The sequence below is a fragment of the Falsiruegeria mediterranea M17 genome, from assembly GCF_900302455.1.
Lineage (GTDB): Bacteria > Pseudomonadota > Alphaproteobacteria > Rhodobacterales > Rhodobacteraceae > Falsiruegeria > Falsiruegeria mediterranea.
This window is the reverse complement of record NZ_ONZG01000001.1, coordinates 44,470-68,088: the sequence shown is the minus strand read 5'-3', so window position 1 is coordinate 68,088 and position 23,619 is coordinate 44,470. Positions and strand designations below refer to the sequence as shown.

Sequence of the window (23,619 nt, the reverse complement as noted above, 5' to 3'; positions counted from 1 at the left end):
TCCCAAATGTGCCGATTTCTCGCGTGGACAGGTGCGCCGCGCTATTTTGATGAACTGGTCCTCAACCAAGAACAATCGCTGGTCGAACAAAGCCGCAATGCGATGATCGGCAAGACGCCGATCAATGCGGATGGTTTTGGTTTGGCGTGGTATTGCGAGCGTGAGAGCCCTTGTTTCTATAAGGACACCAACCCGGCCTGGTCTGATGCGAACCTTCGCCAACTGGCGCATCACACGCGGTCACGTCTGTTTCTGGCGCATGTGCGGGCCTCGACAGGAACGGCCACGTCGCGCAACAATTGCCACCCCTTTGGGCACAAACGCTGGAGCTTCATGCACAATGGCCAAGCGGGGGGACACGAGCGAATTCGACAAGAGCTGGACGGGATGATCCCGCCTGACTGTTACGAATATCGTCTTGGCGCAACCGAAAGCGAGGCGATCTTTTTGATTGCCCTGGGCGAAGGGTTGGATATCGATCCGATTGGCGCGATGGCTCGCGCGGTTGGCCGGGTTGAGGTGCTGTCGCGCAGACGAGGTGTGTCGCCGTTCATGCGGTTTGCAGCATGTTGGTCCGATGGACAGCGGCTCTTTGCGGCGCGCTATGCTTCGGATGCATTTGCGCCAAGCCTGTTTCACCGCCGCTGTGCCCACGGGATCATCGTGTCGTCTGAGCCGTTGGACGATGAACAGAAAAAGTGGATCGAGGTGCCGGCTGGGGAAGCTATTGAAATCAACGGTGAGCAGATTAAACACCATCGCTTCACCCCGCCATTGGAAGAGGCCGCTGCTGCCTAGGTTCTCTTTGCCTGAAGTGCCCACGAAGCGGGAGGTGCTCCCGCCCGTCGTCGATGTTTCTGACGAAACACCTCCTCCCGTTGGGCCGGGCGCCGCGCTGCGCGCGGCGCGGCCCCGCAGAGCGCCGGTGTTGTTTTAGAGCGCAAGCGCGGCTTTAGCGGCCTCGGTCACGCCTGCCATGGCAGTCAGGTAGGGGGAGGGGCCGTGGCTGATCCTTGCCACCCTAAGGTCGGCGAGAGTTTGGTGATCCGGGGCCTTGCCGGTTTGCATGATGTTTACAGGCAAAGATGTCGCTGCGCAGATCTCATTGATCAGTTCGGGTGTGACCAAACCGGGGACAAAGAGCCCATCCGCTCCGGCATCTGCATAAATCTGCGCGCGTTCGATGGCTTCGGCCATCAACGCGGGATGGGCGTCAGGTTTGGCACCCTGAAAGAAGATGTCGCATCGCGCGTTGATGAAAATGGGCACACCTGTAGATTTCGCGGCTTTACGCAGGGCGGCGATCCGTTCGGCCTGGATCGGGGCGGCCAAGAGTCCGGCACCACCGATGACGCGGTCTTCGAAATTGATCCCGACGGCGCCTGCGGCGATCACGCGCTCCATGTTTGTGGCCAATGTACCAAGGTCATCGGAATAACCGGCTTCGAAGTCGAAGCTTACGGGCAGGTCGACAGATGCGGTGATGCGGGCGAGGATGTGCAAGGCAAATTCCAGTGGCATGTCCTGCCCGTCGTCGAACCCTTGTGCATGCGCGAGCGACCAACTGCCGGTGGCAATCGCGGGCGCGCCTGCCTTTGCGATGGCCTTGGCGCTGCCAGTGTCCCAGGCGTTATAGAGGATCAACGGCGTGCCGGGACGGTGCAGTTCGGCAAAGGTTCGGGCAGTGTCGGATTGGGTCATGCGGGGATGCTTTCGGTTGGGGCGTATTGCCGTTCCAGGTCGATCAGTTTCTGTTTGCGCCACAGTCCACCGCCATATCCGGTGAGCGCGCCATCGGCCCCCATGACACGGTGGCAGGGGATGACGATGGCGATCTGGTTGGCGCCATTGGCGCGGGCAACGGCGCGCGTGGATTCGGGGCGATCCATTCTCCGGGCAATGTCCGAATACGAATGGATGCTGCCTGCGGGTAGCGTTTGCAACATGTCCCAGACGGCACAAGTGAATGGTGTGCCATGCAAGGCCAAGGGCACATTGAACCGGGCGGAGCGCCCTTGGAAATAATCATCCAGCTGCGCCTCGATCTGGTCCGTGGGGGCCAGGCGACCAAAGCCGAGCGAACCTTTGCAGGCCTTGTGCAGACGCTTGAGTTCGGTCGGTAGCGCCTTGCGGTCGGTGAATTCCAGCAGATGCAAATGCGTGGCGTCGCTGACAGCGATCATGGGGCCTAGGGGCGTCTGGAACCAATCGGCCCTGAGCAACGCATCTGACCGAAATGCACCGGGCGGCAGCCCCAGATGCCGAGCAAAGGCGGCTCGGAATGCGGCGCCCGAGGAAAAGCCTGCATCCAGTTGCGCGTCGATCACCCGACCGTCTTGGGCAAGCGTTGTCAGCCCGGTATGCAACCGGGTTTGGCGGGCCATTTCAAGAAAGGTCATGCCAAAATGGCGCTTGAATGCACGGCGGACGGTCGATGGATCGTGTCCCATTGCCACCAGATCCCCCTCGCGCCAACGGCGAGAGGGATCAACCTCAAGCGCCTTGATCAGGGTCTGAACCGTCGGATCTGACTGTGCCGCGGGTTGCATCGGATGGCAGCGTTTGCAAGGGCGAAACCCGGCTTCGATCCCGCCGCCGATGGTTCCGAAGAACACGCAGTTTTCGCGCTTGGGTTTCCGAGCGGGGCAGGTCAGACGGCACAGGATGCCGGTGCTGGTCACGCCAACAAAGGCGCGCCCATCCCAGACCGGATCGCGGGCCAGCAACGCCTTATACAGGGTATCGTCATCAGGTAGGTCGAGTCTCATGCCCAGACCCTAGCGCGATTGCCAACGTTTTGGGCGCCGGTTTTCAGGCGCCGATGTCATTTTTTGGTGAAATCGGCAGGGTGGCGGTTTGCGCAAGATCAAAGACAGGTCACGGGCAGCCCGCGAAAGATCACAGGCAAGACGCGAACAGGAGGATCAGAAGATGCTGGAGATTTCGACACGCAAGGTGGCCCAGGTGGCGATGATGGCGCGTGAATTGAACCGGGCCGAGGGCGAGTTGCGCGCTTTTGTCGACCGAATGAGCGAAGACGAACAGGCGGAGTTGGTTGCGATCATGTGGGTCGGCCGAGAAAGCTTTTTTGCCGAAGACCTGGCCGAGGCGATTGCGACCGCCCGGTCCGAGGCCTCGACGCCCTGTGCGGACTATCTGATCGGCACGCCGCACTTGGCGGATCATCTGGAAAATGGCCTTGATGCCCTGGGGGTGTCGGCTGAAGACGTGGAAAACGATCTGATGTGATCCCGCAAAAAAGCGCCCGCCGAACTTTGACAGGCGCTTTTGCAGTGCGTGAGTGGCGCTCTATTCGGCCCGGTCCATTGCTTGGGCCGCCAATGCACGGTCGCCGAGCTCTTGGGTCATTTCAAACTCCATTCGGGTGACACGCCATGTGTTGTCGATGCGTTCCACATCCCAGTGATAGCTGCCCAAGGGGCGCCACAGATCTTCGCCGATCCAGTGACGGGCGTCGACAAAGGCATGCGCCTTGGCGTTGTTGCCGTCGACCGAGATGGTGACCGGGCCAAGTTCGTGCCAGGTGGTGTCAAAGCCAGGCACAATTCCCTGCCAAGAGATCATCAGTTCCGCAGGGGTCGTGGTGACCGGCTCCCCGCCCCAAACCGAGGTGTAGTCGATCACGACCTGCGGTGCGAATGCCTGTTCAGCCAGGTCATAGGCCCCGCGGTCCGCAGCCAGCGTAATCGAAGAGACCAGGGTACGGTTCTGGGCTTCGACCGGGGTGCTGACAGGGGGGCAGGGGGTGATCTGCAAGAGCGGCGGCGGATGTGGCGGACAAGAGTGCCATGGCAGAGAGTGGCATTTTCATCTTGAGTTTCCTTGTTGAGAGGCAACTGGCTCGGGTGGCCTTTGGATCACGGCTGTCTTCTCAGCCGTTGAAGTGATCGGCCATGGTTTCGGCGGCGCGGGTCACGTCTTCGGGGTTGTCGTAGAAGTCGTACTGGGTCACATCCTCGAGCATCTGAAGGGTGGCATCGCCTGCGAATTGTTCCAGAAACGACCTGACACCTTGCGGGATGGCGGCGGCTTCAGAGTGCACGATGGCCAGAGGTTGGCTCAGGTTGCCGGCGTGATCGGCGGGGTAATAGGTCAGCCAACTTTCCCAGCCTGCGTTGTTCCACTTGTTGTCATACGCCGGGATCGCGCCTCGGTCTGAGTCATAGTAGTAGCCACCGATGGGCATCAAGACACCTGTCGCGCCCTCGGACCCTGCTGCGGGGATGACTTGACCGCCCACTCGTTCGGCGTCTTGCGAGACGCTGATCAGGACCGCAACACTTTCGCTACCGCCATAGACGGCTTCGACCAACTCGGCGTTTTGCAGCCAAGGGGCGACCAGGCCAATGCGATCAACCAGTTCGTTGCCGGATACGGCGTCGACCATGTAACCAGCCGAGGCGCAGATGCCCAAACCGTTGATGCGTGCCGCTTCGACCTCGGGCAGGGTCGAAACGAACTCAAAGGCGGCGCGGATGTCCGATGTCTTGGCGGCAGGGCTTTCGATAAAGCGCACATTGTTTGGCAGATCGCCCGATTTGCCCCAACCGCGGAAGTCAAAGGTAAAGGCAGCAAAGCCGCGTTGGACCATCTCGCGGGCATAGACCGAAGGCATCTGCTCTTCGACCGACGTCCAGGCGCCGGTGACAACAACGGTTGGCAGGGCCGAGCCATCGTGAGCTTCGGGCCAGTAGAGCGTGCCCGACAGGGTGGCGCCTTCGTTTTCAAAGGTGACGCTGCGGGTTTCCACTTGGGCAAAGGCAGCGGTCGAGGCCATCAGTGCGGCGGCGGTTGTGAGTGCAAGTTTGGTCATGTCGAAATCTCCTCTCTTCGTGTGGGCGACAGGGCCCCTTGATGAGACAAGAGATACGGCGGGGGTGGTTCGGGTTATTGAACCGAACCACTTGTTTTTTGCATGATCCTGCGCGGCGGCTCAGGCAGCGCGAAACCGTCGTGGTGTCTGCCCGGTGACCTGTTTGAAGCTGCGCGAGAAATGCGCCTGATCGGCAAAACCGCAGGCCAGGGTAATCTCGCCCAAATGCAGGTGTTTGTCGCGCATCATCTGGGCCGCCTGTTCGATCCGATAGGCCAGCACGTATTGCATCGGTGTCTGCCCCAGGGTTTCTTTGAATACGCGGGCGAAATCCGACGGGCTCATGCCTGCCTGACCTGCGAGATCATCAACGGTTATGGTGCGGTCCAGATGGGCGCGGATATGTTCCAGAACACGTCGGAAATGGTCCGAGGTAAAGCGGGCCGAGGCGGCCAGCTCTTCGGGCGTTGCTGACCGTAGCGTTGCAACAGTTTGACCAGAAACACCCGGCTCATCGCTTCGAACATCACGCCCGACGTCAGGTCGTCTGTTTCAAGTGCATCGCGCAGTATGATGCCGGCGTTGCACAGATCGGCGTCACTGAATTGTGGAAGGTCCACCAGCTGCTGGTGATCCAGGATGATACCAAGTTCTCGATGGGCAAAGGCCTCGACCTGGCCAGGGTCCAAGGTCACCACGATCACGTCTGAGGTGCCGAACCACCGCCAACCTGAGCGGATGCCGGCGGGTGTGACGACGATCTCGTTCTTGTGGAATGTGAAGTCACGCAGCACACCGTCGCGGCGGTTCTGAACCCGGTGCGAAGTGTAATAGAGGTTGAGCAGCACGTTGGTGTTCGGCAAACACCTCTTCCGGCATGCTGTCCGGCTCGGCTTGGAAATAGCGCACTGACATCAGCGCGGCCGCCGACATGTGCCGGGTCTCATCGCTGTTCAGAAACGGCAGCGAGGGGTAGATGTCAGCATAGCGTCGCGGCATGGGGCCGGGGTTTTGTCTATTGCAGAGTTCGGTTCTGCAAAGGGTATGCGACATAGGGGCAAAGGCAAAGCGGGCGGCATTGCGCCGCCCGAGATGCTTTATGAATTGTGATCGACGATCTGCAGATGCTGGGCCAGTTTGTCGATTTCACCCATCCAGGCCTGCACCAGCTTGGGGTCGCTGGGGGCGGCGTGAACCCCGGCGGGGATGGCACGATCCATCACTGCCTCGATGGCGAGCGAGACAGGGATCGACACCAAGCGTGCCATGGCTGTGCCACGCTCGTCACCCCAGGCGTCCATCACATAGGTCTTGTGCCAGACTTCTGCCCCGTCTTTTTCGGCCTTCAGGTCCACACAAAGCACAACGCGGTCCGGTTCGCCCTCGTCATAGGCATTCTCGGCCCAGAACTGATCCGACATCTCTTTCAGACGGGTGTCACCTTCCGGACCAGACAGGGTCTCGACCTCTTTGAACACGCCGTCCCAGGCTTCTGCCCAGCCATTCAAGCGCAAGGTGCCGCGGACGAATTCCTTGACCGGCCAATGCTCTTCGAAATGGTACTGCGCTTGAAACGGCAGCGAGTCGCGGTTCGGATAAACCTCAAAGCTTTCGGGGCTGGGCAAGGGTGCAGTGTAGGTGCTGATTGCGTCCCAGGGACGGGCCACATCCAACGGTGCATAGTTGCGGATTGAACGCGATGGCGAGCGCAGCGCCTTAAGCACACCCAAGGGCGACCAGCTGAATTTGTAGCGGAACGGATTGGCGATCTTGGGAATGCCACCGCAGTAGGATTTGAAGCTCAGGTGGTTGTCGCCATCGAAGGCGTCAGAGGCGCGATAGTCATCGATCAGCGCGTGTGCCATCAGGTGGTCGATACCCGGGTCCAGGCCCACCTCGTTCACGATCACGACACCTGCCTTGCGGGCGCGGTCGTCCAGGGCACGCATTTCCGGCGCGATATAAGACGAACTGACAAAGTTCGCGCCTTTCGCGATGGCCAATTCGGCGAGCGGCACGTGCCAGTCGCCCGGCAGCATCGAGACGATCACGTCGCCCTTGGTCAACTCGGCGCCCAGAACGTCGATGTCGAAGGCTTTGATCTTGTCGGTCAGATCGCCGACCTCGGCTTGGGCCTTTTCGACGGTCCGGTTCCAGACGGTCACGTCATGACCAGCCTCAATCAGGCGTCGCAGTCCGGGGATGGCCGAAAGGCCGGTTCCGCACCAATGGATAGTCATTTGGATCTCTCCCTTATCCGAATTTCAATTTGGCGGTGACGATGAACAGAACCGCCGTGACCGCGCAGACGTTGGCCAGGATCAGCGGCAGGTCGCCCACCATCAGGCCATAGACCAACCACAACGTGACCGTCAGCAGGAACATCAAGTTGGACGGCAGCGAAAGGCCGGATGTGTTGCGGCTGCTCCAGGCTTTCCAAGCCTGCGGGATCCAGCAGATGGTGCCAAAGATCGCTGCCGCGATACCGATGTAGAGTTCCATGTCAGATGTCCTGCATGTGGGTTTTGAACGTATCGCGCGCCCGGCCCCAAACGCCTTTGTCGAGATCGGTTAGCGTCATGAGCGACGGCAGAAGCTGGTCGGCGTAATCCTCGGAGCTTTCGGCGGGAAGCATCGAGGGTAGGTTGTCGATGGCCATCACATCCAGCATCGGGTTGCTTGCCACGCGCAGTGCCGGGGCGTCCCAGGTGGTGGCGCGATCATAAACGGGCACCGGGTTATAGTCGCTGTCCGGGTCGCAAGCGACGTCGCCGATGGCGGTCAACTTGCGGTCCGCGTTCAAGGCGTCACGCGGCACAAACACAGGCGTGCCGGGGCGGGCAAAGATGCAGTTCAGGAACAGATCGTGGTCCAGGATTTCGGGGAATGGCCCGCCGCTTGCGGTTTCCGCCATGTCCCATTTGGTGACGGCGATGTCCATGGCTTCGCACAGGTCTGCCGCACCCGATCCCACGCGGCCAAGCGCACCGATCACGATGGCTTTGGGGCGTGCGACGCCGGTTGCGTCGAGTTCGGCACCCAATTCTGCCAACAAGGCATCCTTGCCCGGATAGGCTCCGACCGGGCCGCATTCTTCGCCCCGCTGTTGCGCTGCCCAGGTCTTGAGCGTCACGGCTGCACCGGCATAACCGGCCCAATAGCCAAATGCGGCGACGCGACGGCCGGAGTCATCCACCAGATATTCAAGATCATAGAGCGTTCCGTCCCCGGCCTTGAACCGCTCCAACAGGGCGCGGCCCGAATGCTGGCCCTTGAAGGCATGGCCGAACATGATGTGTTTGTGAGGCAGGGGCGTGGCATCCTCGGGCAGTTCCTTGAGGCCAAAGATGATGGCTTCTGTTGGGGCCTCTGGCCAGCTGTTTTCGATCGCGATCTCGCACCCCGCATCGCGATAGCCGTCGATGCCGATGGCACGCGAGTTGCTTTCCTCGACCGTGACCTTGATACCCGCTGCGATCAGCTTGGCGGCACCGTCGGGCGTCAGGCCAACGCGGTCTTCGTTTAGGCGCTGTTCGGCCCGAACCCAGAGATGTGTCATGTTACGTCCTTTTCAGAGCATGCCTTGTGCTTTGACGGCTTGAACCGAGGCACGCGCTTCCATCGCGGCGCGGAAGGCCATGATCTTGGGGAAGGCCGAAACATCGACGCCGTCCCCTTCGAGCCAACTGCACACAACATAGAGATAGATGTCGGCCAGGCTGATGCTGTCGCCCAAGACAAACGGCCCGCGCAGGCCATTGCTTTCGATGTAAGCGCAAGAGGCAGTCATGGTCTCGGCCACTTTGCCCTTCATGTCCGCCCAACTGTTTTTCTTGTCCGCCCACCTGTGGCCGCGCATCTTGTGGGCGTGGTTCACATGCATGGTCGAGGCCAGATAATACATCACCTCACGCATGCGCGCCGCCATCACCGGATCGGCGGGCACCAATCCGGCTTTGGGCGCCTGGGCAGCGACGTAGTCCAGCAGCGCCCCGGTTTCCGTCAGAATACCGCCGTTGACCACAAGGGCGGGCACGCGGCCCTTGGGATTGATCTGGGCGTAGGCCGGGGTCGTCTGCTCGCCAGAGGCAAAGTCCAGTTTGACCGGCTCATACTCCAACCCTGCCTCTTCCAGCGCGATGGCGATGGCAATCGAAATGGTTCCGGGGGCGTAATACAGCTGCATCCGTGGTCTCCTAGAGGTGGGTCTGGGCATAATGCCGATCAGGGGCTTCCAGGTGCGGCACCGCATTGAACAGAACCGGGCTGAGATGCTCGCCAATCGGGAACAGACGATGCATCGACGTGTTCATGATGGCAAGAGCCAGCCGCGACATCGACGGTATGTCCAATCCCATCGCCTGCCGCATAACCATCGAGATGAACGCGCCCGAGGTGACCACCACGGCAGGTCCGGCCCCCTTGGCGATTTCGTGAATCACATCATGGGCGCGGGCCTCGAACTCCTGAAAGGTTTCGGGTGGGCCCTCGAGTTCGCCGTTCTGCCATGCGGTAAAGACATGCGGAAGGTGTTGGATGAACCCCTCGCGCTCGACCGGGACTGCGACGCCGTGCTGTTCTTCGAGCAGGGTAGCGAGTGTAAAGTACTCGATCTCGTTCAGGCGCGCGTCCTGTTCTGGTGCGGGCAGGTCCATGCTGGCGGCGGTCTCGATGTGGCGGGTCAGTGTACCGGAATAGACACGCGGGTGGTGGGCCTGAGCGTCCGAAAGGTGCGCACCCAGCCAGGCCGCCTGTTGATGCCCAAGCGGGCTTAGCTTGTCATAGCTGTGTTCGTCCCGGGCCTCGGTGTTGGCCTGACCGTGACGGATAAGAGTGATGTGGGACATGCGCGCGCTCCTGTTCGCGCCAAGTCTTAGGCGAGGTCTCAGTCGGGGACCAGAGGCGTTCGACCGATGCGTGTTGAAAACTGTCATGATGTCTTGTGGCGCGCCGCAGGGTGAATATGTTCGGAACACATCATCAGGAGATCGCGTCATGTCCATCAATCCCGAACGGTTTCTGAAATCCTTGCACGATCTGCGTCAGTTCGGGGCCTCGGGCGTGGGCAAGGGCGTTGTGCGTCCTGCCTTTTCCGACGACGATATCGCGGCGCGTAACTGGCTGGCCGATCAGATGCGTGCCGCCGGGCTGACAGCGCATTTCGACCCGGTGGGTAATCTGTTTGGGCTGGCGGACGGGCCGTCGATCCTGTTGGGGTCCCACAGCGACAGCCAGCCCGAAGGCGGCTGGCTGGATGGGGCGCTTGGCGTGATGGCGGCGCTGGAGGTGGCGCGCGCATCGGATGTGCCGGTATCCGTCGTCAGCTTTCAGGATGAAGAAGGGCGGTTCGGCGTCACGACAGGATCAGCCATCTGGTCAGGGAACCTGCCTTTGGATCAAGCGGATGGGTTGAAGGATCACGCAGGCGTGCCCTTTGCCGAGGCACGGGCGCGCATGGCGGATCTTGCGGGTGATTTTGTCCATCCATCCCGGTTCACGGGCTACGTCGAGATGCATATCGAACAAGGTCCGACGCTGGACACCGACGGTGAGCAGATCGGGGTGGTGACCGAGATCGTCGGCATCCGCGACATGAAGATCACCTTTGATGGACAGCAGAACCATGCCGGCACTACGCCCATGCATCTGCGGCGGGACGCGTTTCAGGCACTATCGGCGTTCAACGCAGAGCTGGAAGAGCGTTTTCGGAACGTGGTCACCCCACGCACGGTCTGGACCATCGGTCACGTCAGCCTGCATCCCAATGCTTCGTCCATTGTGCCGGGGCGCGTGACGTTTTCCATGCAATGGCGAGACGGCGACCCGGACCGGTTGAACCGGATGGAAGAGATCGTACGCGCCACCGCAGGCGACATTGCGTCGGCCAAGGGAATGGAGGTCAGCTTTGGCCCGCTCTTGGGCTTGGAGCCTGTGGCAATGGACACGAAGCTACAGTCGGTTTTGGCGGCTTCCGCTGAACAAGTCGCCCCGAACAAATGGCGCAAAATGCCGTCGGGTGCCTTGCACGACGCGACCAATGTGGCCCAACTGATGCCGGTTGCAATGCTGTTTGTTCCCTCGATCGGCGGCATCAGCCATGCATTCGAAGAGGACACGGATGAGGCTGACTTGGTCGCTGGGGTGCAGGTTCTCTTTGGTGCCGTGAACGCTCTGTTTTAAAGAAATACCTGTCTCTCGCCCTGATTTTGCCACCAAATTCTGCTTAGATTTTCGCCAAAGGATAACGAAGCAGGTTTTGATCGAGATGCGCTTTTTTGGTGTGAAACTAGGTATCATGTTGTTTTTCCTCACAGGTCTTGTTGCGGCCTGTCAGGAGAGCGTCAGTCGAAACGAAGGCGCACGGATTTTGGCGGTCGGCGATTCTCTGATGGCGTGGAACTCGGCTTGGGGCAGTTCCATCCCCCATGTGATGGAAGAGGCCCTGGGCGAACCGGTGGTTGACCGATCCATTCGAGGGGCGTGGATGACTGTGCGTGATCCCAATGATGACAAAGGCGCGATCAACATTCCCAACCAGTATGAGTCGGGAAAATGGGACTGGGTTGTCGTCAATGGTGGTGGCAACGATCTTTTGTTTGGGTGCGGCTGTGGCATGTGCAGCAAGGTGTTGGACCGCATGATTTCAAAGGATGGAATGGACGGCCAAATTCCTGCTTTTGCGCGCCGTGTCAGGGACGACGGCGCGCGGGTTCTATTCACCGGATATTTGCGCAGCCCCGGCCTGTTGACCCCAATCGAGCATTGCAAGAACGAAGGGGACGAACTGGAAGAACGGCTCATTCAACTTGCCAGCAAGGAAGATGGGATCGTCTTTGTATCAAACAAGGATGTGGTTCCCAGCGGGGGTATATCCTATTTCTCCCCTGATCTGATCCACCCGTCTCGCAAAACCAGCCGGATTATCGGCCGGAAGCTGGCCACAGTGATCAAGCAGTTCGAGGGCCGTTGAATTTAGGTCAACAGCAGGATTTCGGTCTCGCCCGCGCTGCGGCGCAGGGCGTGCAGATCGGCCAGCTCGGGATCATCGATCCAGGATTGCGCAGCCTCTGCTGATGGAAAGGACAAGAGCGCGGCCACATCCGGCAGGCTTGGCGCGCCGTCCAGTGCCTGAGCGGACGGGGTAGCGTGTTCAACCTTCCCCCCGTGCTTCGCCAAGGCGGCACCGGCTTGCTCACGGTATTCGCCCAAGGCCTGGGGGTTTTTGATATTGGCTTTGAAAACGGCGTAAATCATCTGTTTCTCCAAAAAGTTGGTGGGTCGGTTGGTGTGAGCAAGACTTAGGTGTCGGGCTTAAGTGCGAAAACGCGTGTATTTTCATGTGCGACATGCGAAAATGCATGTATGAGTGCTGAATGGGATGATCTGAAAACGGTGTTGGCTGTCGCGCGCAGCGGGACACTTGCGGCTGCGGGCGCGGACTTGGGGCTCAATTACACCACAGTGGCGCGTCGCGTCCAACGGGCAGAGGCGGCCTTGGGTGTGAACCTATTCCACCGGTTGCCTGACGGCTACCGTGCCACTGATATCGGGCTACTGGTGGCGCGCCACGCGGCGCTGATGGATCAACAGGCCGACGGTCTTTTTCGCGCCCTTCAAGGGCAGGATCAAACCCTGCGCGGTCGTCTGGTCGTGACGGCCCCTCAGTTGCTGATCGGTCCCCATGTTGCGCCTGTGCTAGAGCAATTTTCCGAGCAACACCCCGAGGTCGAAGTCTTGCTGCGGGCGACCAATGATCTGCTCGATCTGAACCGGCGCGAGGCTGATCTGGCCATTCGGATCAGTCGCACCCCTGGGGACACGCTGATGGGGGTACGGCTGTGCGAGCAGCAAGCCGCAAGTTTTGCGGCGAAATCAGTGGCAAAGCGGCTGAAGGACTATCCCGACGCGCCCGTCGAGTGGATCGTTTATGAGCAAAGCCCCAAGGTGCCCAAAGCTGCGATGGAATTGTATCCCAACAGCAAGGTCAGAATGGTGTTCGACGACATGGCGGCCATGGTCGGTGCGGCGCAAGCCGGGTTGGGCGTCGTGCGGATGCCAATGTTTCTGGGTCGCGCGTCAGAGGGGCTGGAACAGGTGCCGGTCCTTCCGCCGCAACCTTACGCAGACATTTGGGTTGTTGCGCATCGCGACGTTTGGCCATCGGCCAAGGTCAAAACCTTTCGAGAGATGTTGGTACCCTGGTTCAAATCCCACTGGGATTGCTTTGTCAGTTCGTGATCTGGCCTTACTGCCAGGTGACGTCACCCAGAAAGATATAGCCCGCGCCATAGATCGTCTTGATCAAACGAGGGTTCTTGGGGTCTTCTTTCAGCTTTGTGCGCAGCCGCGAAATACGGACATCCATGGCGCGGTCAAAGCTTTCGCCCGCGCCGCCCCCAAGCATCTCTTGCATCTGGGCCCGGCTGATCAAGCGTTTCGGGCTTTCCAGGAAAAGACGCAGAACCTCGCCTTCGGCATGAGAAAATGGGCTTTCGACGCCGTTTTCATCCTCAAGGACATAACGTTCGAAATGGGCGGTCCAGCCGTTGAAGACAGCCGTGTTCCCACCCGATTGCACGACGCGTGTTCCATCGCGCAGCCGGGCGCGGACGCGCGCGACGACCTCGGCAGGGTCAAAGGGCTTGGTGATGTAGTCATCGGCCCCCAACTCGAGCCCGGTCACGCGATCCTGCACTTGGGCCCGGCCGGAAATGATGATCACGGACGCCCCTTGTTCCAAAGCCAGGCGATGAACCAAGGCCAGGCCATCGGTGTCGGGCAGCGAAAGATCAACTAGGCACACATCCGGCGTGACGCGTTTCAACGACGCTTCGAATTCGCGGGCGCGTGAAAAGGCCTGTGTGCGAAAACCGGCATCTTCGAGCACATCGGTCAGGATCTGACGGATTTCGGGTTCGTCGTCGAGAATTGTGACGAGCGGTGCAGTCATGAGTGTGCCTCGGGTCCGAGCAGCGCAGAGAGTTGCGCGCGAGTAAAGGGTTTGCGCAGCACTGGTCCTATCGCCAGTGCCTGACGATGCAAAGGGTCGCTGAGCGGCAGTGATGTCATCAGCACAATCGGCAGATCTTTCTTGAGCCGCTCCGCCAGATCCAATCCGGTGGCGAACCCCTCCAGCCTGATGTCTGACAGAACAAATGTGATGTCGGGCAAATCGGCTGCCAAGGCGCAGGCCTCATCGACCGAGGTTGCCTCGATCACGGTGTGGCCAAGTTCGACCAGCATGTCGCGGAACGTGGCGCGCAGGTCTTCGTTGTCCTCGACCAGCAACGCCAGCCCGCCTTGGGATTGCGGTGCGGGTCGATAGGGCAGGCGCATGACAACCGATGCGCCTGAGGGGGTATTGCGCAAGTGCAAATCTCCCCCCGCCAGTTTGACGGTGTCATAGACCATCGGCAGGCCCAGGCCAGACCCTTCGCTGCCTTTTGATGTGAAGAACGGGTTGAGCGCCTTTTCCAGGGCCTCTGCGGAAAACCCGGGGCCGGTGTCGCTGACAGTAATCTCGATCCAGATATTTCCGATGGTATGGGCGCTGACGGTGATCTGACCGCTGGTGCCACAGGCATCGCGCGCGTTCAGGATCAGGTTCAAGAGCGCGTCCTGCAACATGCCGGGGTCCAGCATCAGCGCCTCATCTGGCGTGTGATCCAGAACGCTCAACCCGATCCCTTGTGGCAGGGATGGCGAGGCCAGCAGCTTGAGATCTTCCAAGACGCCATGCATGTCGGTGGCTATCGGGCGCAGGGTTCGATTGCCGGTCATGTCTGCGATCCGGTTCAACAACCGCCCGCCGCGCTTTGCGGTCTGCTGAGTAGCAGCAACCAATTGCGCTGCTTCTTCGGGCAGGCCCATGCGTTCCAGTTTGGATTGCATGCCCAGGATGATGGTCAGCAGGTTGGAAAAGTCGTGCGCCAATCCGCTGGTCATCTGCGCGGCCATCGCACGGCGGCGCGATTGCTGCAGGGCAACACGGGCCTGGGTTTCTTCGGTGATATCCATCGACAGGATGTAGACGCCGCCGCCTTCCTCGGGGGTAAAGGCCACGCGGATACGGCGGGAATCGTGATTCTCGGTAAACTCAAACACCGAGCTCTTGCCGTCATATGCGGCCTTGAGGTGTGGTTCGATCTTGGCAAAGGCCGGTCCCAAAGCGTCGGAAATATGCATCCGCAAAATGTTGGAAGGACGCCCGGGAATGACCGAACTCAGACGGCGATTCGAATAGGTGTAGTAGCCACGCGCGTCCACATGGGCGATATGGGCGGGCATCATCTCGGTCGTCAGACGGGTGCGCGCCTCTGTCACTGTCAGTTGGCGCTTGGTTTCTTCCAGGGCGCTGTTTGTCGCGGCCAGTTCGCGGTTGGTTGCCGACAACTCCTCGGCGTGGCTGAGCAATTGGTCTGACAGTTCTTCGGATCGGGCACGCAACAATTCCTCGACCCTTTTGGTGCGGGTGATGTCGGTATAGACGGTGACCCAGCCGCCCTCTGCCAGGGGCGCACCTTCGATCGAGATGACCTGACCCGTGGGACGGGTGCGTTCGAAATAATGCGGGACAAAGGCCAGCGCTTGATCGACGCGGCTTTGGACCAGGGCGTCGATATCGACGACTGGGCCGTAATCTCCACGATTGGCGATGAACCGAATGGTTTCATCAAACCGGGCACCGGGTTGCACCAATGCATCCGGCAGAAAGAACATCTCTTGAAACCGGCGGTTGCAGACCGCGAGTTTTAGATCGTCATCATAGATCGAAATGGCCTGCGCGATCAGGTTCAAACCTGCAGAGGTCATCGTCTTGATATATGCGTCGCTGGTGTTCAAATTCGCCCACTCCCCCTTCTGTTCGTAGCACTGCTTTCAGGCAGGCGGTAGCCATGTGGGTGTTTGAATGTAACTGAATTTCGGCGCGTTGGTGCCCGCTGTTACAATTCGTAAGATTTGGGAAAACATCACGAAAAAGTTGACCGTGAACACTGAGCCGGTTCCTAATCGGGACAGAATCGCCTTGGGGTTCTCGAGGTGATCGTTTCCGGCCCACTAGAGGGGGTCGGATTGGGGAGGAGAAAGACATTGGCTCAGACGCAGTCTGGCGCTGAAGGGAAACAATCCCTTCCGGCGCTGCTTCATCGCAATGCGACCCGTTTCGGGTCGTCGCCCGCATACCGGGAAAAAGAATTTGGGATCTGGCAGACCTGGACGTGGTCCCAGACCGAAAAAGAGATTGAAGCGCTGGCCCTGGGGCTGATCAATCTTGGCGTGAACGAAGGCGATTTCATCGCCATCATCGGGCGCAATCGCCCTTACCTGTATTGGGCGATGGTTGCCGCGCAGTCGGTCGGTGCCGTGCCGGTTCCACTGTATCAGGACGCCAATGCCGAAGAGATGGCGTATGTTCTGCAACACTGCGGCGCGCGCTTTGTCATCGTGAGTGATCAGGAACAGGTCGACAAGGTCATCGAGGTGCAGGACCAACTGCATCAGTTCGAGCATCTGATCTATCTCGATCCGCGGGGGCTGCGGAAATACGATCACCACACGCTGCATCAGTACAGCCATGTTCAGGATCAGGGGCGCGCAGCCCGTGATGAGTGGATCACCGACCTGAACGCGCGTCGAGACAAGCTGACTTACGACAGCACCTGCGTGATGCTCTACACGTCCGGAACAACCGGTAAGCCCAAGGGTGTTGTTCTGTCGAACCGAAACGTGATCGAGAGCGCCAAGAATGCGAGTGACTTTGACAAGCTGACGGACAAAGAGGACATCCTGTCCTATCTGCCGATGGCTTGGGTCGGGGATTTCATCTTCTCTGTTGGTCAAGCCTACTGGTGCGGCTTCTGCGTGAACTGCCCAGAAAGCGCCGACACGATGATGACCGACCTGCGCGAGATCGGTCCGACGTATTTCTTTGCCCCGCCACGGGTGTTCGAGACCCAGCTGACCAATGTCATGATCCGGATGGAGGACGCGGGCGCTCTGAAAAAGAACATGTTCCACAAGTACATGGAACACGCCAAGAAGGTTGGTGGTGACATTCTGGACGGCAATCCCGTCAGCACTGCCGATCGCATGAAATACGCAATCGGCAACACTCTGGTCTATGGTCCGCTGAAAGACACGCTTGGTCTGGGTCGAGTGCGTGTGGGATACACTGCGGGTGAGGCGATTGGCCCCGAGATTTTTGAATTCTATCGCTCGCTCGGCATCAACCTTAAGCAGCTTTACGGGCAGACCGAGGCGACCGTGTTCATCACGGTTCAGCCCGATGGCGAAGTGCGGGCCGACACGGTTGGTGTTCCGGCACCGGATGTCGAGATCAAGATCGACGACAGTGGCGAGATCCACTACCGCTCGCCGGGAACTTTTGTAGAGTACTACAAGAACCCGGAATCGACGGCCTCGACCAAGGACGCCGAGGGTTGGGTTGCGACCGGTGACGCGGGCTTTTTCGAGGAAAACTCAGGCCACTTGCGGATCATCGACCGTGCGAAGGATGTCGGCAAAATGGCTGATGGTGCGATGTTTGCGCCCAAATATGTCGAAAACAAGCTGAAGTTCTACCCCGATATCCTTGAGGCGGTTCTGTTTGGCAACGGTAAGGATCGTTGCGTGGCCTTCATCAACATTGACCTTACAGCGGTTGGGAACTGGGCCGAACGCAACAACATTGCTTATGCGTCCTATCAGGAGTTGGCCGGACATCCGAAGGTTCTGGACACGATTCAGAGCCATGTGGAGACGGTTAACAAATCCGTGGCAGAAGACCCGATGTTGTCGGGTTGCCAGGTGCACCGCTTTGTCGTGTTGCACAAGGAGCTGGATGCAGATGACGGCGAGATGACCCGGACCCGCAAGGTGCGCCGCCGGATCGTGGAAGACAAATTCGCCGACATCATCGGAGCGCTTTATGATGGTTCGCCCGAGATCTCGACCACCACGGAAGTGACTTACGAGGATGGACGCAAGGGTTCGATCAGCGCCACGCTGGATATCCGGGATGCGGCTGTGTCGTCAGTTGCAGCAAAATTGGCAGCGGAGTGAGGGTCGGACGGACGACGCTCGTCCCCGTGCCGGGGACATCGCCCGCCCACCGTCCCGTAGGGAGCAGTCCCGCCGAATGAATGAGGGAGAGTTTGATGCTGGATGCATCTGAAGGCTATGTCACCGAGGACGGTCGCCAGATCGGCGGCGTGGTGATGGAGATGAAGAACATCACGCTGCGCTTTGGCGGTGTGGTGGCAATCAAGGACATTTCGTTCGACATTCGCGAAGGCGAGATTCGGGCCATCATTGGTCCGAACGGGGCTGGTAAGTCCTCTATGCTCAACGTGATTTCCGGGTTCTATATTCCGCAGGAAGGCGAAGTTTTCTTTCACGGGAAAAAGCGTCCACAGATGCGCCCCTATGAGGTTGCGCGTCAGGGAATCGCCCGGACCTTTCAGAACATTGCGTTGTTCGAAGGCATGAGCGTTTTGGACAACGTGATGACCGGCCGTCTGAACCACATGAAATCAGGCCTGTTTTCGCAAGCCCTGTGGAGAGGCAAGGCGGAACAGGAAGAAACCGAAAACCGCGAGATTGTGGAAAAGGTCATCGACTTTCTGGAGATCCAGCACATCCGCAAAACGCCGGTGTCGCGCTTGCCTTATGGATTGAAGAAGCGGGTTGAATTGGCGCGTGCTCTGGCGGCGGAACCGAAGCTATTGCTGCTGGACGAACCGATGGCGGGCATGAATGTCGAGGAGAAAGAGGACATGTCCCGGTTTATCCTGGACGTGAACGATGAGTTCGGCACCACCATTGCCCTGATCGAACACGACATGGGCGTTGTGATGGACCTGTCCGACCGCGTGGTTGTTATGGATTACGGCAAGAAGATCGGCGACGGCACCCCGGATGAGGTGCGCACCAATCAGGACGTCATCGATGCCTATCTGGGGGTGTCACATGATTGATCCAGCGATGCAGCTGAAAAAATTCGAGAGGTTTGGGCAGATCTCGGTGACGAGATTTGCAGGGGGAGAGCAGGATGCCTGATTCACTTTTGTTTGGTACCGAGGTTGTTCTGAACGGCCTTATGGCAGGGGTTCTCTATGCGCTTGTGGCATTGGGATTTGTCCTGATCTACAAGGCGTCCGGCATCTTCAACTATGCACAAGGTGTCATGGCGTTGTTTGCAGCGATGACACTCTATGGGATCATGGTTGGGCAGGTGCCGTTTGCGCATCTGATCAACGCGATTTTCGGAACGCACATCCATCATTTTGGGTGGGAGGTGCCTGCAATCATCGCGATTGTTCTGACGATTGCGGTCATGGTGCTTTTTGCCTGGCTGGTTCAACAGTACATCTTTCGTCACCTGGTCGGGCAGGAACCAATCATCCTGTTTATGGCGACCATTGGTCTGGCCTATTTCTTGGAGGGTGTGGCTGACCTGATGTGGGGGTCCGAAATCAAGGCGCTGGATGTGGGTCTGCCGCAGGGTGGCAGCTTCTGGATAGAAGAAAACACACAGTGGATGGGCATGGGGAACGAGAACTTCTATGGGTTCTTCCTGGACCAGCTTGACCTGATTGCGACCGTTATCGCTGCGGTGCTGGTGATCGCGTTGGTGGCGTTCAGCCAGTACACCAAGCAGGGCCGTGCGATGCGCGCTGTGGCGGATGATCACCAGGCGGCACTTTCGGTTGGCATCAATCTGAACTTTATCTGGGTTCTGGTTTGGTCGGTTGCGGGGTTTGTCGCTCTGGTTGCCGGTATCGTCTGGGGCAGCAAGTCGGGCGTGCAGTTCTCGCTGTCGTTGATCGCGCTGAAAGCATTGCCGGTTTTGATGCTGGGCGGCTTTACCTCGATCCCCGGGGCCATCGTGGGCGGTCTGATCATCGGGGTGGGCGAGAAACTCTTTGAGTTTGCCATTGGCCCGTTGGTTGGGGGCGCGACCGAGAACTGGTTCGCCTATGTGCTGGCGCTGCTGTTCCTGGTGTTCCGTCCGCAGGGTCTGTTCGGGGACAAGATTATCGAAAGGGTCTGAAGCCCCGGGGGGCGACCCCGTTGTGCTTTGCGCAACGAGACCCGCCCGCCCGGAACCTTCACCTGATGTGAGAAACGAAAGGGGTATCCGAAGATGAACAAGCTGATCGCCATCATCAATGTGATTGCGTGGTCCGGGTTTTGGGCATTCGGGTATCTTGCCGTCACCGCCGAAGGGTTGACGGAGAGCCAACTGGTGATTGCCGCTCTGCTGGCCTTTGGTGGGCTGGTGACAGGAATCGCTGCTTACATGCGGCTGGTGCGGGCCTCGGAGGTCAGCGGCTATGCCAGGAAATCAAATCAACTCGACGCCGCGGCCCGGAACCGCGCGCAGTCCGAAGGGGGCATCTGAACATGTTCTACCGCGAAGCCGGGGATTTCAAAATCTCCTACACTCAGGACAACCAGACCTTTCCGATCCGGTTTGATCGCTATCGGTACTACGCCGTCATGATCTTTGCCTTTGCAGTGGTCCCGTTCCTGATCAATGACTACTGGGCCAATGCGATCATGCTGCCCTTCCTGATCTATGCGATTGCGGCGATTGGGCTGAACATCCTGACCGGCTATTGCGGCCAGGTGTCGTTGGGTACAGGCGGTTTCATGGCTGTCGGGGCTTATGCCTGTTACAAGCTGATGACCGCGTTCCCGGATGTGAGCATGTTCATCCACGTTCTGCTGGCAGGCGGGATCACGGCCCTGGTGGGCGTGTTGTTCGGTCTGCCGTCTTTGCGGATCAAGGGGTTCTACCTGGCGGTTGCCACGCTTGCGGCGCAGTTCTTTTTGGTCTGGCTCTTCAACCGGGTGCCGTGGTTTTACAACTACTCTGCCTCGGGTCAGATCAACGCGCCCGAGCGTGATGTCTTTGGCATCATCATCACCGGCCCCAACGCGCCGGCCTGGGCAACATACCTGTTCTGCCTGATCTTCCTGACACTGTGTGCTTTGATCGCACGCAACCTGACGCGCGGCACCGTTGGCCGTAAATGGATGGCCATTCGTGACATGGACATCGCGGCCGAGATCATCGGGGTGAACCCGTTGAAGGCCAAGATGACAGCCTTTGCGGTCAGTTCGTTCTTTGTGGGTATCTCGGGTGCGCTGTTCTTTGCGGTCTATCTGGGAGCTGTAGAAGTGGGCGAGGTGTTTGGCATCCAGAAGTCGTTCCTGGTGCTGTTCATGGTGATCATTGGCGGGTTGGGCTCGATCTTTGGATCGTTTGCTGGGGCAGCCTTTCTGGTGCTGCTGCCTGTGGTTTTGAAAGTTGTAGGAGCGGACATGCTGGGGTGGCCCACGGATATCGTGGCACACCTGCAGCTGGTGATTGTTGGCGCCCTGATCATCGTGTTCCTGATCATGGAACCACATGGGCTGGCGCAGCTGTGGCGCGTCGCCAAAGAGAAATTGCGTCTCTGGCCGTTCCCGCACTGACGCGGGGCCGGACTTGAAATTGCGGGGCGGAGGACCTCGTTCACGATCGGATAAAACCTAGGGAGGAATAAAGCCGATGAAAATGAAACTGACCACTCTGGCGCTTGGTGCGCTGATGGCCGCTGGACCGGTGATGGCTGACCTTGTGTTTCCATCACTGAGCTATCGGACCGGACCTTACGCCGCTGGTGGCATTCCGTTTGCAGACGGTTATGCGGACTACTTTACCATGCTCAACGAGCGTGACGGTGGCATCGGTGGCGAGCCGATCCGTCTGGTGGAATGCGAGACCGGCTATAACACCGAAAAAGGTGTGGAATGCTACGAGTCTACCAAGGGCGAAGGCGCGTTGGTGTATCAGCCGCTGTCGACTGGCATCACCTATCAGCTGATCCCCAAAGCAACGGCTGACGGCATTCCGATCCACACCATGGGGTATGGCCGTACATCTGCTGCGAACGGTAATGTCTTCTCGAATGTCTTCAACTATCCGGCCAACTACTGGAATGGTGCGTCGGGGGTTGTGAACTATCTGCTGGAAAGCAACGGTGGTGACATCAACGGCAAGAAGATCGCGCTCGTGTACCACAATTCGGCTTACGGCAAGGAGCCGATCCGGACGCTGGAAGAGCTGTCGAAAAAGCATGGATTTGAACTGAAAGCCTTGCCTGTTGACCATCCCGGTCAGGAGCAGAAATCGCAGTGGCTGCAGATCCGTCGTGACCGTCCGGATTACGTTGTGATCTGGGGCTGGGGCGTAATGAACCAGGTGGCGGTTCAGGAAGCTGCAAACATCCGCTTCCCGATGGAAAACTTCATCGGCGTGTGGTGGTCCGGTGCCGAGCATGACGTGCTGTCCGCGGGCGACGCGGCCAACGGTTACAAGGCGATCACCTTCCACAACGTGGGCAGCGACTTCCCGGTCTTCGACGACATCAAAAAGCACGTTGTCGATGCGGGTAAAGCAGCCGGTGCTGGCGATCAGGTTGGTACGGTTCTGTACAACCGTGGTCTCTACGCTGCGATGCTGGCGGCCGAAGCCGTGAAGACCGCGCAGGATATGCACGGCGTGACCGACATCACCCCGCAGCAGATGCGTGACGGTATGGAAGCTCTGGAAATCACCGAGGAAAAGATGGCCGCGCTTGGCATGCCAAACTTTGGCCCTTCGTTCAAAGTGTCGTGCGAGAACCACGGTGGTCCCGGCCTGGTTGGTGTAAACCAGTGGGATGCGGCATCAAAGACCTGGTCGTTGATCTCGGACTTCAAACCGACCGACGGCGAAGTGATCGGTGCTCTGGTGGCTGAAGATTCCGGTGCCTATGCGGCGGAAAACAAAATCGAGCCGAACTGCTGATCGGCGCGATCTGAAACCAATCGGAACGGCGGGTGCGCCTGCCGTTCCATTCCCCAAAGCCCGGCATGGGAACCGGGCCTGCGTGAGGACAACAACTGATGCTGGATGCAGCCAACACAAACGACGTCGGTGTCGAGACCCTTTTGGAGGTCAACAATATCGAGGTGATCTACAACCACGTGATCCTCGTGCTGAAAGGCGTCAGCCTGAATGTGCCCAAGGGCGGGATCACCGCTCTGTTGGGGGGCAATGGTGCCGGCAAGACCACGACGCTCAAGGCGATCTCGAACCTGCTCCATTCGGAGCGTGGTGAGGTCACCAAAGGGTCGGTGAAGTATCGCGGCACGGACGTGCACGATTTGGACCCTGCAGATCTGGTGCGCAAAGGCGTGATCCAGGTCATGGAAGGGCGCCACTGTTTCGAACACCTGACAGTCGAGGAAAATCTGCTGACGGGCTACTACACCCGTACATCCGGCAAGGCCGAGATGCAGCGTGACCTTGAATTGGTCTACAACTACTTCCCGCGCCTCAAGGAGCGGCGCAAATCTCTGGCGGGCTATACCTCGGGCGGTGAGCAGCAGATGGTGGCCATTGGCCGCGCCCTGATGGCGAACCCTGAAACGATCCTGCTGGATGAACCTTCGATGGGGTTGGCGCCGCAGCTGGTCGAAGAGATCTTTGGCATCGTCAAGGACCTGAACGAGAAAGAAGGCGTGTCCTTCTTGCTGGCCGAACAGAACACCAACGTGGCGCTGCGCTTTGCGCACTATGGCTACATTCTGGAATCGGGGCGCGTCGTGATGGATGGTCCGGCCGCTGACCTTCGCGAAAACCCGGACGTAAAAGAGTTCTACCTCGGCATGTCCGAAGAAGGGCGCAAGAGCTTCCGTGATGTCAGGTCTTATCGCCGCCGCAAGCGGTGGTTGAGCTGATGAGGGATCAG

At 59.1% G+C, this 23,619-nt stretch carries 26 protein-coding genes; 12 read left to right on the top strand and 14 right to left on the bottom strand.

Annotated features, from left to right (window positions below):
- Positions 1-6: 6 nt before the first annotated feature.
- Positions 7-798, top strand: a complete 792-nt coding sequence (locus tag TRM7615_RS00360; RefSeq protein ID WP_108784933.1) for a class II glutamine amidotransferase — start codon at positions 7-9, stop codon at positions 796-798.
- 135 nt (positions 799-933) lie between these two features.
- On the opposite strand, the gene TRM7615_RS00355 is transcribed toward TRM7615_RS00360, so the two are convergent.
- Together TRM7615_RS00355 and TRM7615_RS00350 are read right to left on the bottom strand one after the other, a co-directional pair.
- Positions 934-1,701 (bottom strand): isocitrate lyase/PEP mutase family protein, encoded by a 768-nt coding sequence (locus TRM7615_RS00355; protein ID WP_108784932.1) that lies wholly within the window; start codon positions 1,699-1,701, stop codon positions 934-936.
- Positions 1,698-2,768 carry a bifunctional transcriptional activator/DNA repair enzyme AdaA gene (locus tag TRM7615_RS00350; protein WP_108784931.1) on the bottom strand — a complete coding sequence of 357 codons (1,071 nt, stop codon included), beginning with the start codon at positions 2,766-2,768 and terminating at the stop codon, positions 1,698-1,700. The genes TRM7615_RS00355 and TRM7615_RS00350 overlap by 4 nt, the downstream gene beginning before the upstream one ends.
- A 163-nt stretch (positions 2,769-2,931) precedes the next feature.
- Here TRM7615_RS00350 and TRM7615_RS00345 point away from each other — a divergent pair, with 163 nt between their 5' ends.
- Complete coding sequence (locus TRM7615_RS00345) at positions 2,932-3,249, top strand: DUF3775 domain-containing protein (RefSeq protein WP_108784930.1); 318 nt, start codon at positions 2,932-2,934, stop codon at positions 3,247-3,249.
- Between the two features lie 60 nt (positions 3,250-3,309).
- Here the strand turns inward: TRM7615_RS00345 and TRM7615_RS00340 are convergent, their stop codons facing one another.
- From TRM7615_RS00340 to TRM7615_RS00305, 9 genes are all read right to left on the bottom strand, one after another.
- On the bottom strand, positions 3,310-3,777 hold the full coding sequence (locus TRM7615_RS00340) for a nuclear transport factor 2 family protein (RefSeq protein WP_165821333.1): 468 nt from the start codon (positions 3,775-3,777) through the stop codon (positions 3,310-3,312).
- Positions 3,778-3,892: 115 nt separating this feature from the next.
- Positions 3,893-4,834: an alpha/beta hydrolase gene (locus TRM7615_RS00335; RefSeq protein WP_108784928.1), complete on the bottom strand. Its 942-nt coding sequence runs from the start codon at positions 4,832-4,834 to the stop codon at positions 3,893-3,895.
- Between the two features lie 120 nt (positions 4,835-4,954).
- A complete protein-coding gene (locus tag TRM7615_RS25855; protein ID WP_268877541.1) occupies positions 4,955-5,212 on the bottom strand; it encodes a helix-turn-helix transcriptional regulator in 258 nt (85 codons plus the stop codon).
- On the bottom strand, positions 5,209-5,697 hold the full coding sequence (locus TRM7615_RS25850) for a hypothetical protein (protein WP_235823981.1): 489 nt from the start codon (positions 5,695-5,697) through the stop codon (positions 5,209-5,211). The genes TRM7615_RS25855 and TRM7615_RS25850 overlap by 4 nt, the downstream gene beginning before the upstream one ends.
- 234 nt (positions 5,698-5,931) lie before the next feature.
- Positions 5,932-7,074: a saccharopine dehydrogenase family protein gene (locus TRM7615_RS00325; protein WP_108784927.1), complete on the bottom strand. Its 1,143-nt coding sequence runs from the start codon at positions 7,072-7,074 to the stop codon at positions 5,932-5,934.
- A 13-nt stretch (positions 7,075-7,087) separates the two neighbouring features.
- On the bottom strand, positions 7,088-7,336 hold the full coding sequence (locus tag TRM7615_RS00320; RefSeq protein ID WP_108784926.1) for a SemiSWEET family sugar transporter: 249 nt from the start codon (positions 7,334-7,336) through the stop codon (positions 7,088-7,090).
- 1 nt (position 7,337) lies between these two features.
- Complete coding sequence (locus TRM7615_RS00315) at positions 7,338-8,393, bottom strand: saccharopine dehydrogenase (protein WP_108784925.1); 1,056 nt, start codon at positions 8,391-8,393, stop codon at positions 7,338-7,340.
- 12 nt (positions 8,394-8,405) lie between these two features.
- Positions 8,406-9,020, bottom strand: a complete 615-nt coding sequence (locus tag TRM7615_RS00310) for a glutathione S-transferase family protein (protein ID WP_108784924.1) — start codon at positions 9,018-9,020, stop codon at positions 8,406-8,408.
- A gap of 10 nt (positions 9,021-9,030) precedes the next feature.
- The gene (locus tag TRM7615_RS00305) at positions 9,031-9,681 is read right to left on the bottom strand and encodes a histidine phosphatase family protein (protein ID WP_108784923.1); all 651 of its coding nucleotides are present in this window, start codon (positions 9,679-9,681) and stop codon (positions 9,031-9,033) included.
- A gap of 148 nt (positions 9,682-9,829) precedes the next feature.
- Here TRM7615_RS00305 and TRM7615_RS00300 point away from each other — a divergent pair, with 148 nt between their 5' ends.
- Complete coding sequence (locus tag TRM7615_RS00300) at positions 9,830-11,014, top strand: Zn-dependent hydrolase (protein WP_108785449.1); 1,185 nt, start codon at positions 9,830-9,832, stop codon at positions 11,012-11,014.
- A 115-nt stretch (positions 11,015-11,129) separates the two neighbouring features.
- The gene (locus TRM7615_RS00295; RefSeq protein ID WP_235823980.1) at positions 11,130-11,804 is read left to right on the top strand and encodes an SGNH/GDSL hydrolase family protein; all 675 of its coding nucleotides are present in this window, start codon (positions 11,130-11,132) and stop codon (positions 11,802-11,804) included.
- Between the two features lie 2 nt (positions 11,805-11,806).
- Here the strand turns inward: TRM7615_RS00295 and TRM7615_RS00290 are convergent, their stop codons facing one another.
- On the bottom strand, positions 11,807-12,088 hold the full coding sequence (locus tag TRM7615_RS00290; protein ID WP_108784922.1) for a DUF1330 domain-containing protein: 282 nt from the start codon (positions 12,086-12,088) through the stop codon (positions 11,807-11,809).
- Positions 12,089-12,196: 108 nt separating this feature from the next.
- On the opposite strand from TRM7615_RS00290, the gene TRM7615_RS00285 reads away from it, so the two are divergent.
- Entirely contained in the window at positions 12,197-13,072 is an 876-nt protein-coding gene (locus TRM7615_RS00285; protein WP_108784921.1) for a LysR family transcriptional regulator, read from the top strand.
- A 7-nt stretch (positions 13,073-13,079) separates the two neighbouring features.
- Here TRM7615_RS00285 and TRM7615_RS00280 read toward each other — a convergent pair whose 3' ends face one another.
- Positions 13,080-13,784: a response regulator transcription factor gene (locus TRM7615_RS00280; RefSeq protein ID WP_108784920.1), complete on the bottom strand. Its 705-nt coding sequence runs from the start codon at positions 13,782-13,784 to the stop codon at positions 13,080-13,082.
- Positions 13,781-15,646 carry a PAS-domain containing protein gene (locus TRM7615_RS00275; RefSeq protein WP_370739760.1) on the bottom strand — a complete coding sequence of 622 codons (1,866 nt, stop codon included), beginning with the start codon at positions 15,644-15,646 and terminating at the stop codon, positions 13,781-13,783. The genes TRM7615_RS00280 and TRM7615_RS00275 overlap by 4 nt, the downstream gene beginning before the upstream one ends.
- 279 nt (positions 15,647-15,925) lie before the next feature.
- Here TRM7615_RS00275 and TRM7615_RS00270 point away from each other — a divergent pair, with 279 nt between their 5' ends.
- The 7 genes from TRM7615_RS00270 (at position 15,926) to TRM7615_RS00240 (ending at position 23,608) form a co-directional block, all read left to right on the top strand.
- Entirely contained in the window at positions 15,926-17,896 is a 1,971-nt protein-coding gene (locus tag TRM7615_RS00270; protein ID WP_108784918.1) for an AMP-binding protein, read from the top strand.
- A gap of 95 nt (positions 17,897-17,991) precedes the next feature.
- On the top strand, positions 17,992-18,810 hold the full coding sequence (locus TRM7615_RS00265; RefSeq protein WP_108784917.1) for an ABC transporter ATP-binding protein: 819 nt from the start codon (positions 17,992-17,994) through the stop codon (positions 18,808-18,810).
- A 74-nt stretch (positions 18,811-18,884) separates the two neighbouring features.
- Positions 18,885-19,886, top strand: a complete 1,002-nt coding sequence (locus TRM7615_RS00260; protein WP_108784916.1) for a branched-chain amino acid ABC transporter permease — start codon at positions 18,885-18,887, stop codon at positions 19,884-19,886.
- 93 nt (positions 19,887-19,979) lie between these two features.
- Positions 19,980-20,237: a hypothetical protein gene (locus tag TRM7615_RS00255; RefSeq protein WP_108784915.1), complete on the top strand. Its 258-nt coding sequence runs from the start codon at positions 19,980-19,982 to the stop codon at positions 20,235-20,237.
- Between the two features lie 2 nt (positions 20,238-20,239).
- Positions 20,240-21,316 (top strand): branched-chain amino acid ABC transporter permease, encoded by a 1,077-nt coding sequence (locus TRM7615_RS00250; protein WP_108784914.1) that lies wholly within the window; start codon positions 20,240-20,242, stop codon positions 21,314-21,316.
- Positions 21,317-21,392: 76 nt separating this feature from the next.
- The gene (locus TRM7615_RS00245; RefSeq protein ID WP_108784913.1) at positions 21,393-22,673 is read left to right on the top strand and encodes an ABC transporter substrate-binding protein; all 1,281 of its coding nucleotides are present in this window, start codon (positions 21,393-21,395) and stop codon (positions 22,671-22,673) included.
- A gap of 98 nt (positions 22,674-22,771) precedes the next feature.
- Positions 22,772-23,608, top strand: a complete 837-nt coding sequence (locus TRM7615_RS00240) for an ABC transporter ATP-binding protein (RefSeq protein WP_108784912.1) — start codon at positions 22,772-22,774, stop codon at positions 23,606-23,608.
- The last annotated feature ends 11 nt before the right edge of the window (positions 23,609-23,619 follow it).

Bases quoted from the DNA above. Each gene is read 5' to 3' on its own strand.
- TRM7615_RS00335 (WP_108784928.1), bottom strand. From the start codon at position 4,834: ATGACCAAACTTGCACTCACAACCGCCGCCGCACTGATGGCCTCGACC.
- TRM7615_RS00320 (WP_108784926.1), bottom strand. From the start codon at position 7,336: ATGGAACTCTACATCGGTATCGCGGCAGCGATCTTTGGCACCATCTGC.
- TRM7615_RS00240 (WP_108784912.1), top strand. From the start codon at position 22,772: ATGCTGGATGCAGCCAACACAAACGACGTCGGTGTCGAGACCCTTTTG.
- TRM7615_RS00345 (WP_108784930.1), top strand. From the start codon at position 2,932: ATGCTGGAGATTTCGACACGCAAGGTGGCCCAGGTGGCGATGATGGCG.
- TRM7615_RS00290 (WP_108784922.1), bottom strand. From the start codon at position 12,088: ATGATTTACGCCGTTTTCAAAGCCAATATCAAAAACCCCCAGGCCTTG.
- TRM7615_RS00280 (WP_108784920.1), bottom strand. From the start codon at position 13,784: ATGACTGCACCGCTCGTCACAATTCTCGACGACGAACCCGAAATCCGT.
- TRM7615_RS00255 (WP_108784915.1), top strand. From the start codon at position 19,980: ATGAACAAGCTGATCGCCATCATCAATGTGATTGCGTGGTCCGGGTTT.
- TRM7615_RS00245 (WP_108784913.1), top strand. From the start codon at position 21,393: ATGAAAATGAAACTGACCACTCTGGCGCTTGGTGCGCTGATGGCCGCT.
- TRM7615_RS00300 (WP_108785449.1), top strand. From the start codon at position 9,830: ATGTCCATCAATCCCGAACGGTTTCTGAAATCCTTGCACGATCTGCGT.
- TRM7615_RS00305 (WP_108784923.1), bottom strand. From the start codon at position 9,681: ATGTCCCACATCACTCTTATCCGTCACGGTCAGGCCAACACCGAGGCC.
- TRM7615_RS00315 (WP_108784925.1), bottom strand. From the start codon at position 8,393: ATGACACATCTCTGGGTTCGGGCCGAACAGCGCCTAAACGAAGACCGC.
- TRM7615_RS00355 (WP_108784932.1), bottom strand. From the start codon at position 1,701: ATGACCCAATCCGACACTGCCCGAACCTTTGCCGAACTGCACCGTCCC.
- TRM7615_RS00275 (WP_370739760.1), bottom strand. From the start codon at position 15,646: ATGACCTCTGCAGGTTTGAACCTGATCGCGCAGGCCATTTCGATCTAT.
- TRM7615_RS00325 (WP_108784927.1), bottom strand. From the start codon at position 7,074: ATGACTATCCATTGGTGCGGAACCGGCCTTTCGGCCATCCCCGGACTG.
- TRM7615_RS00285 (WP_108784921.1), top strand. From the start codon at position 12,197: ATGAGTGCTGAATGGGATGATCTGAAAACGGTGTTGGCTGTCGCGCGC.
- TRM7615_RS00250 (WP_108784914.1), top strand. From the start codon at position 20,240: ATGTTCTACCGCGAAGCCGGGGATTTCAAAATCTCCTACACTCAGGAC.
- TRM7615_RS00310 (WP_108784924.1), bottom strand. From the start codon at position 9,020: ATGCAGCTGTATTACGCCCCCGGAACCATTTCGATTGCCATCGCCATC.
- TRM7615_RS00360 (WP_108784933.1), top strand. From the start codon at position 7: ATGTGCCGATTTCTCGCGTGGACAGGTGCGCCGCGCTATTTTGATGAA.
- TRM7615_RS00265 (WP_108784917.1), top strand. From the start codon at position 17,992: ATGCTGGATGCATCTGAAGGCTATGTCACCGAGGACGGTCGCCAGATC.
- TRM7615_RS00295 (WP_235823980.1), top strand. From the start codon at position 11,130: ATGTTGTTTTTCCTCACAGGTCTTGTTGCGGCCTGTCAGGAGAGCGTC.
- TRM7615_RS00350 (WP_108784931.1), bottom strand. From the start codon at position 2,768: ATGAGACTCGACCTACCTGATGACGATACCCTGTATAAGGCGTTGCTG.
- TRM7615_RS00260 (WP_108784916.1), top strand. From the start codon at position 18,885: ATGCCTGATTCACTTTTGTTTGGTACCGAGGTTGTTCTGAACGGCCTT.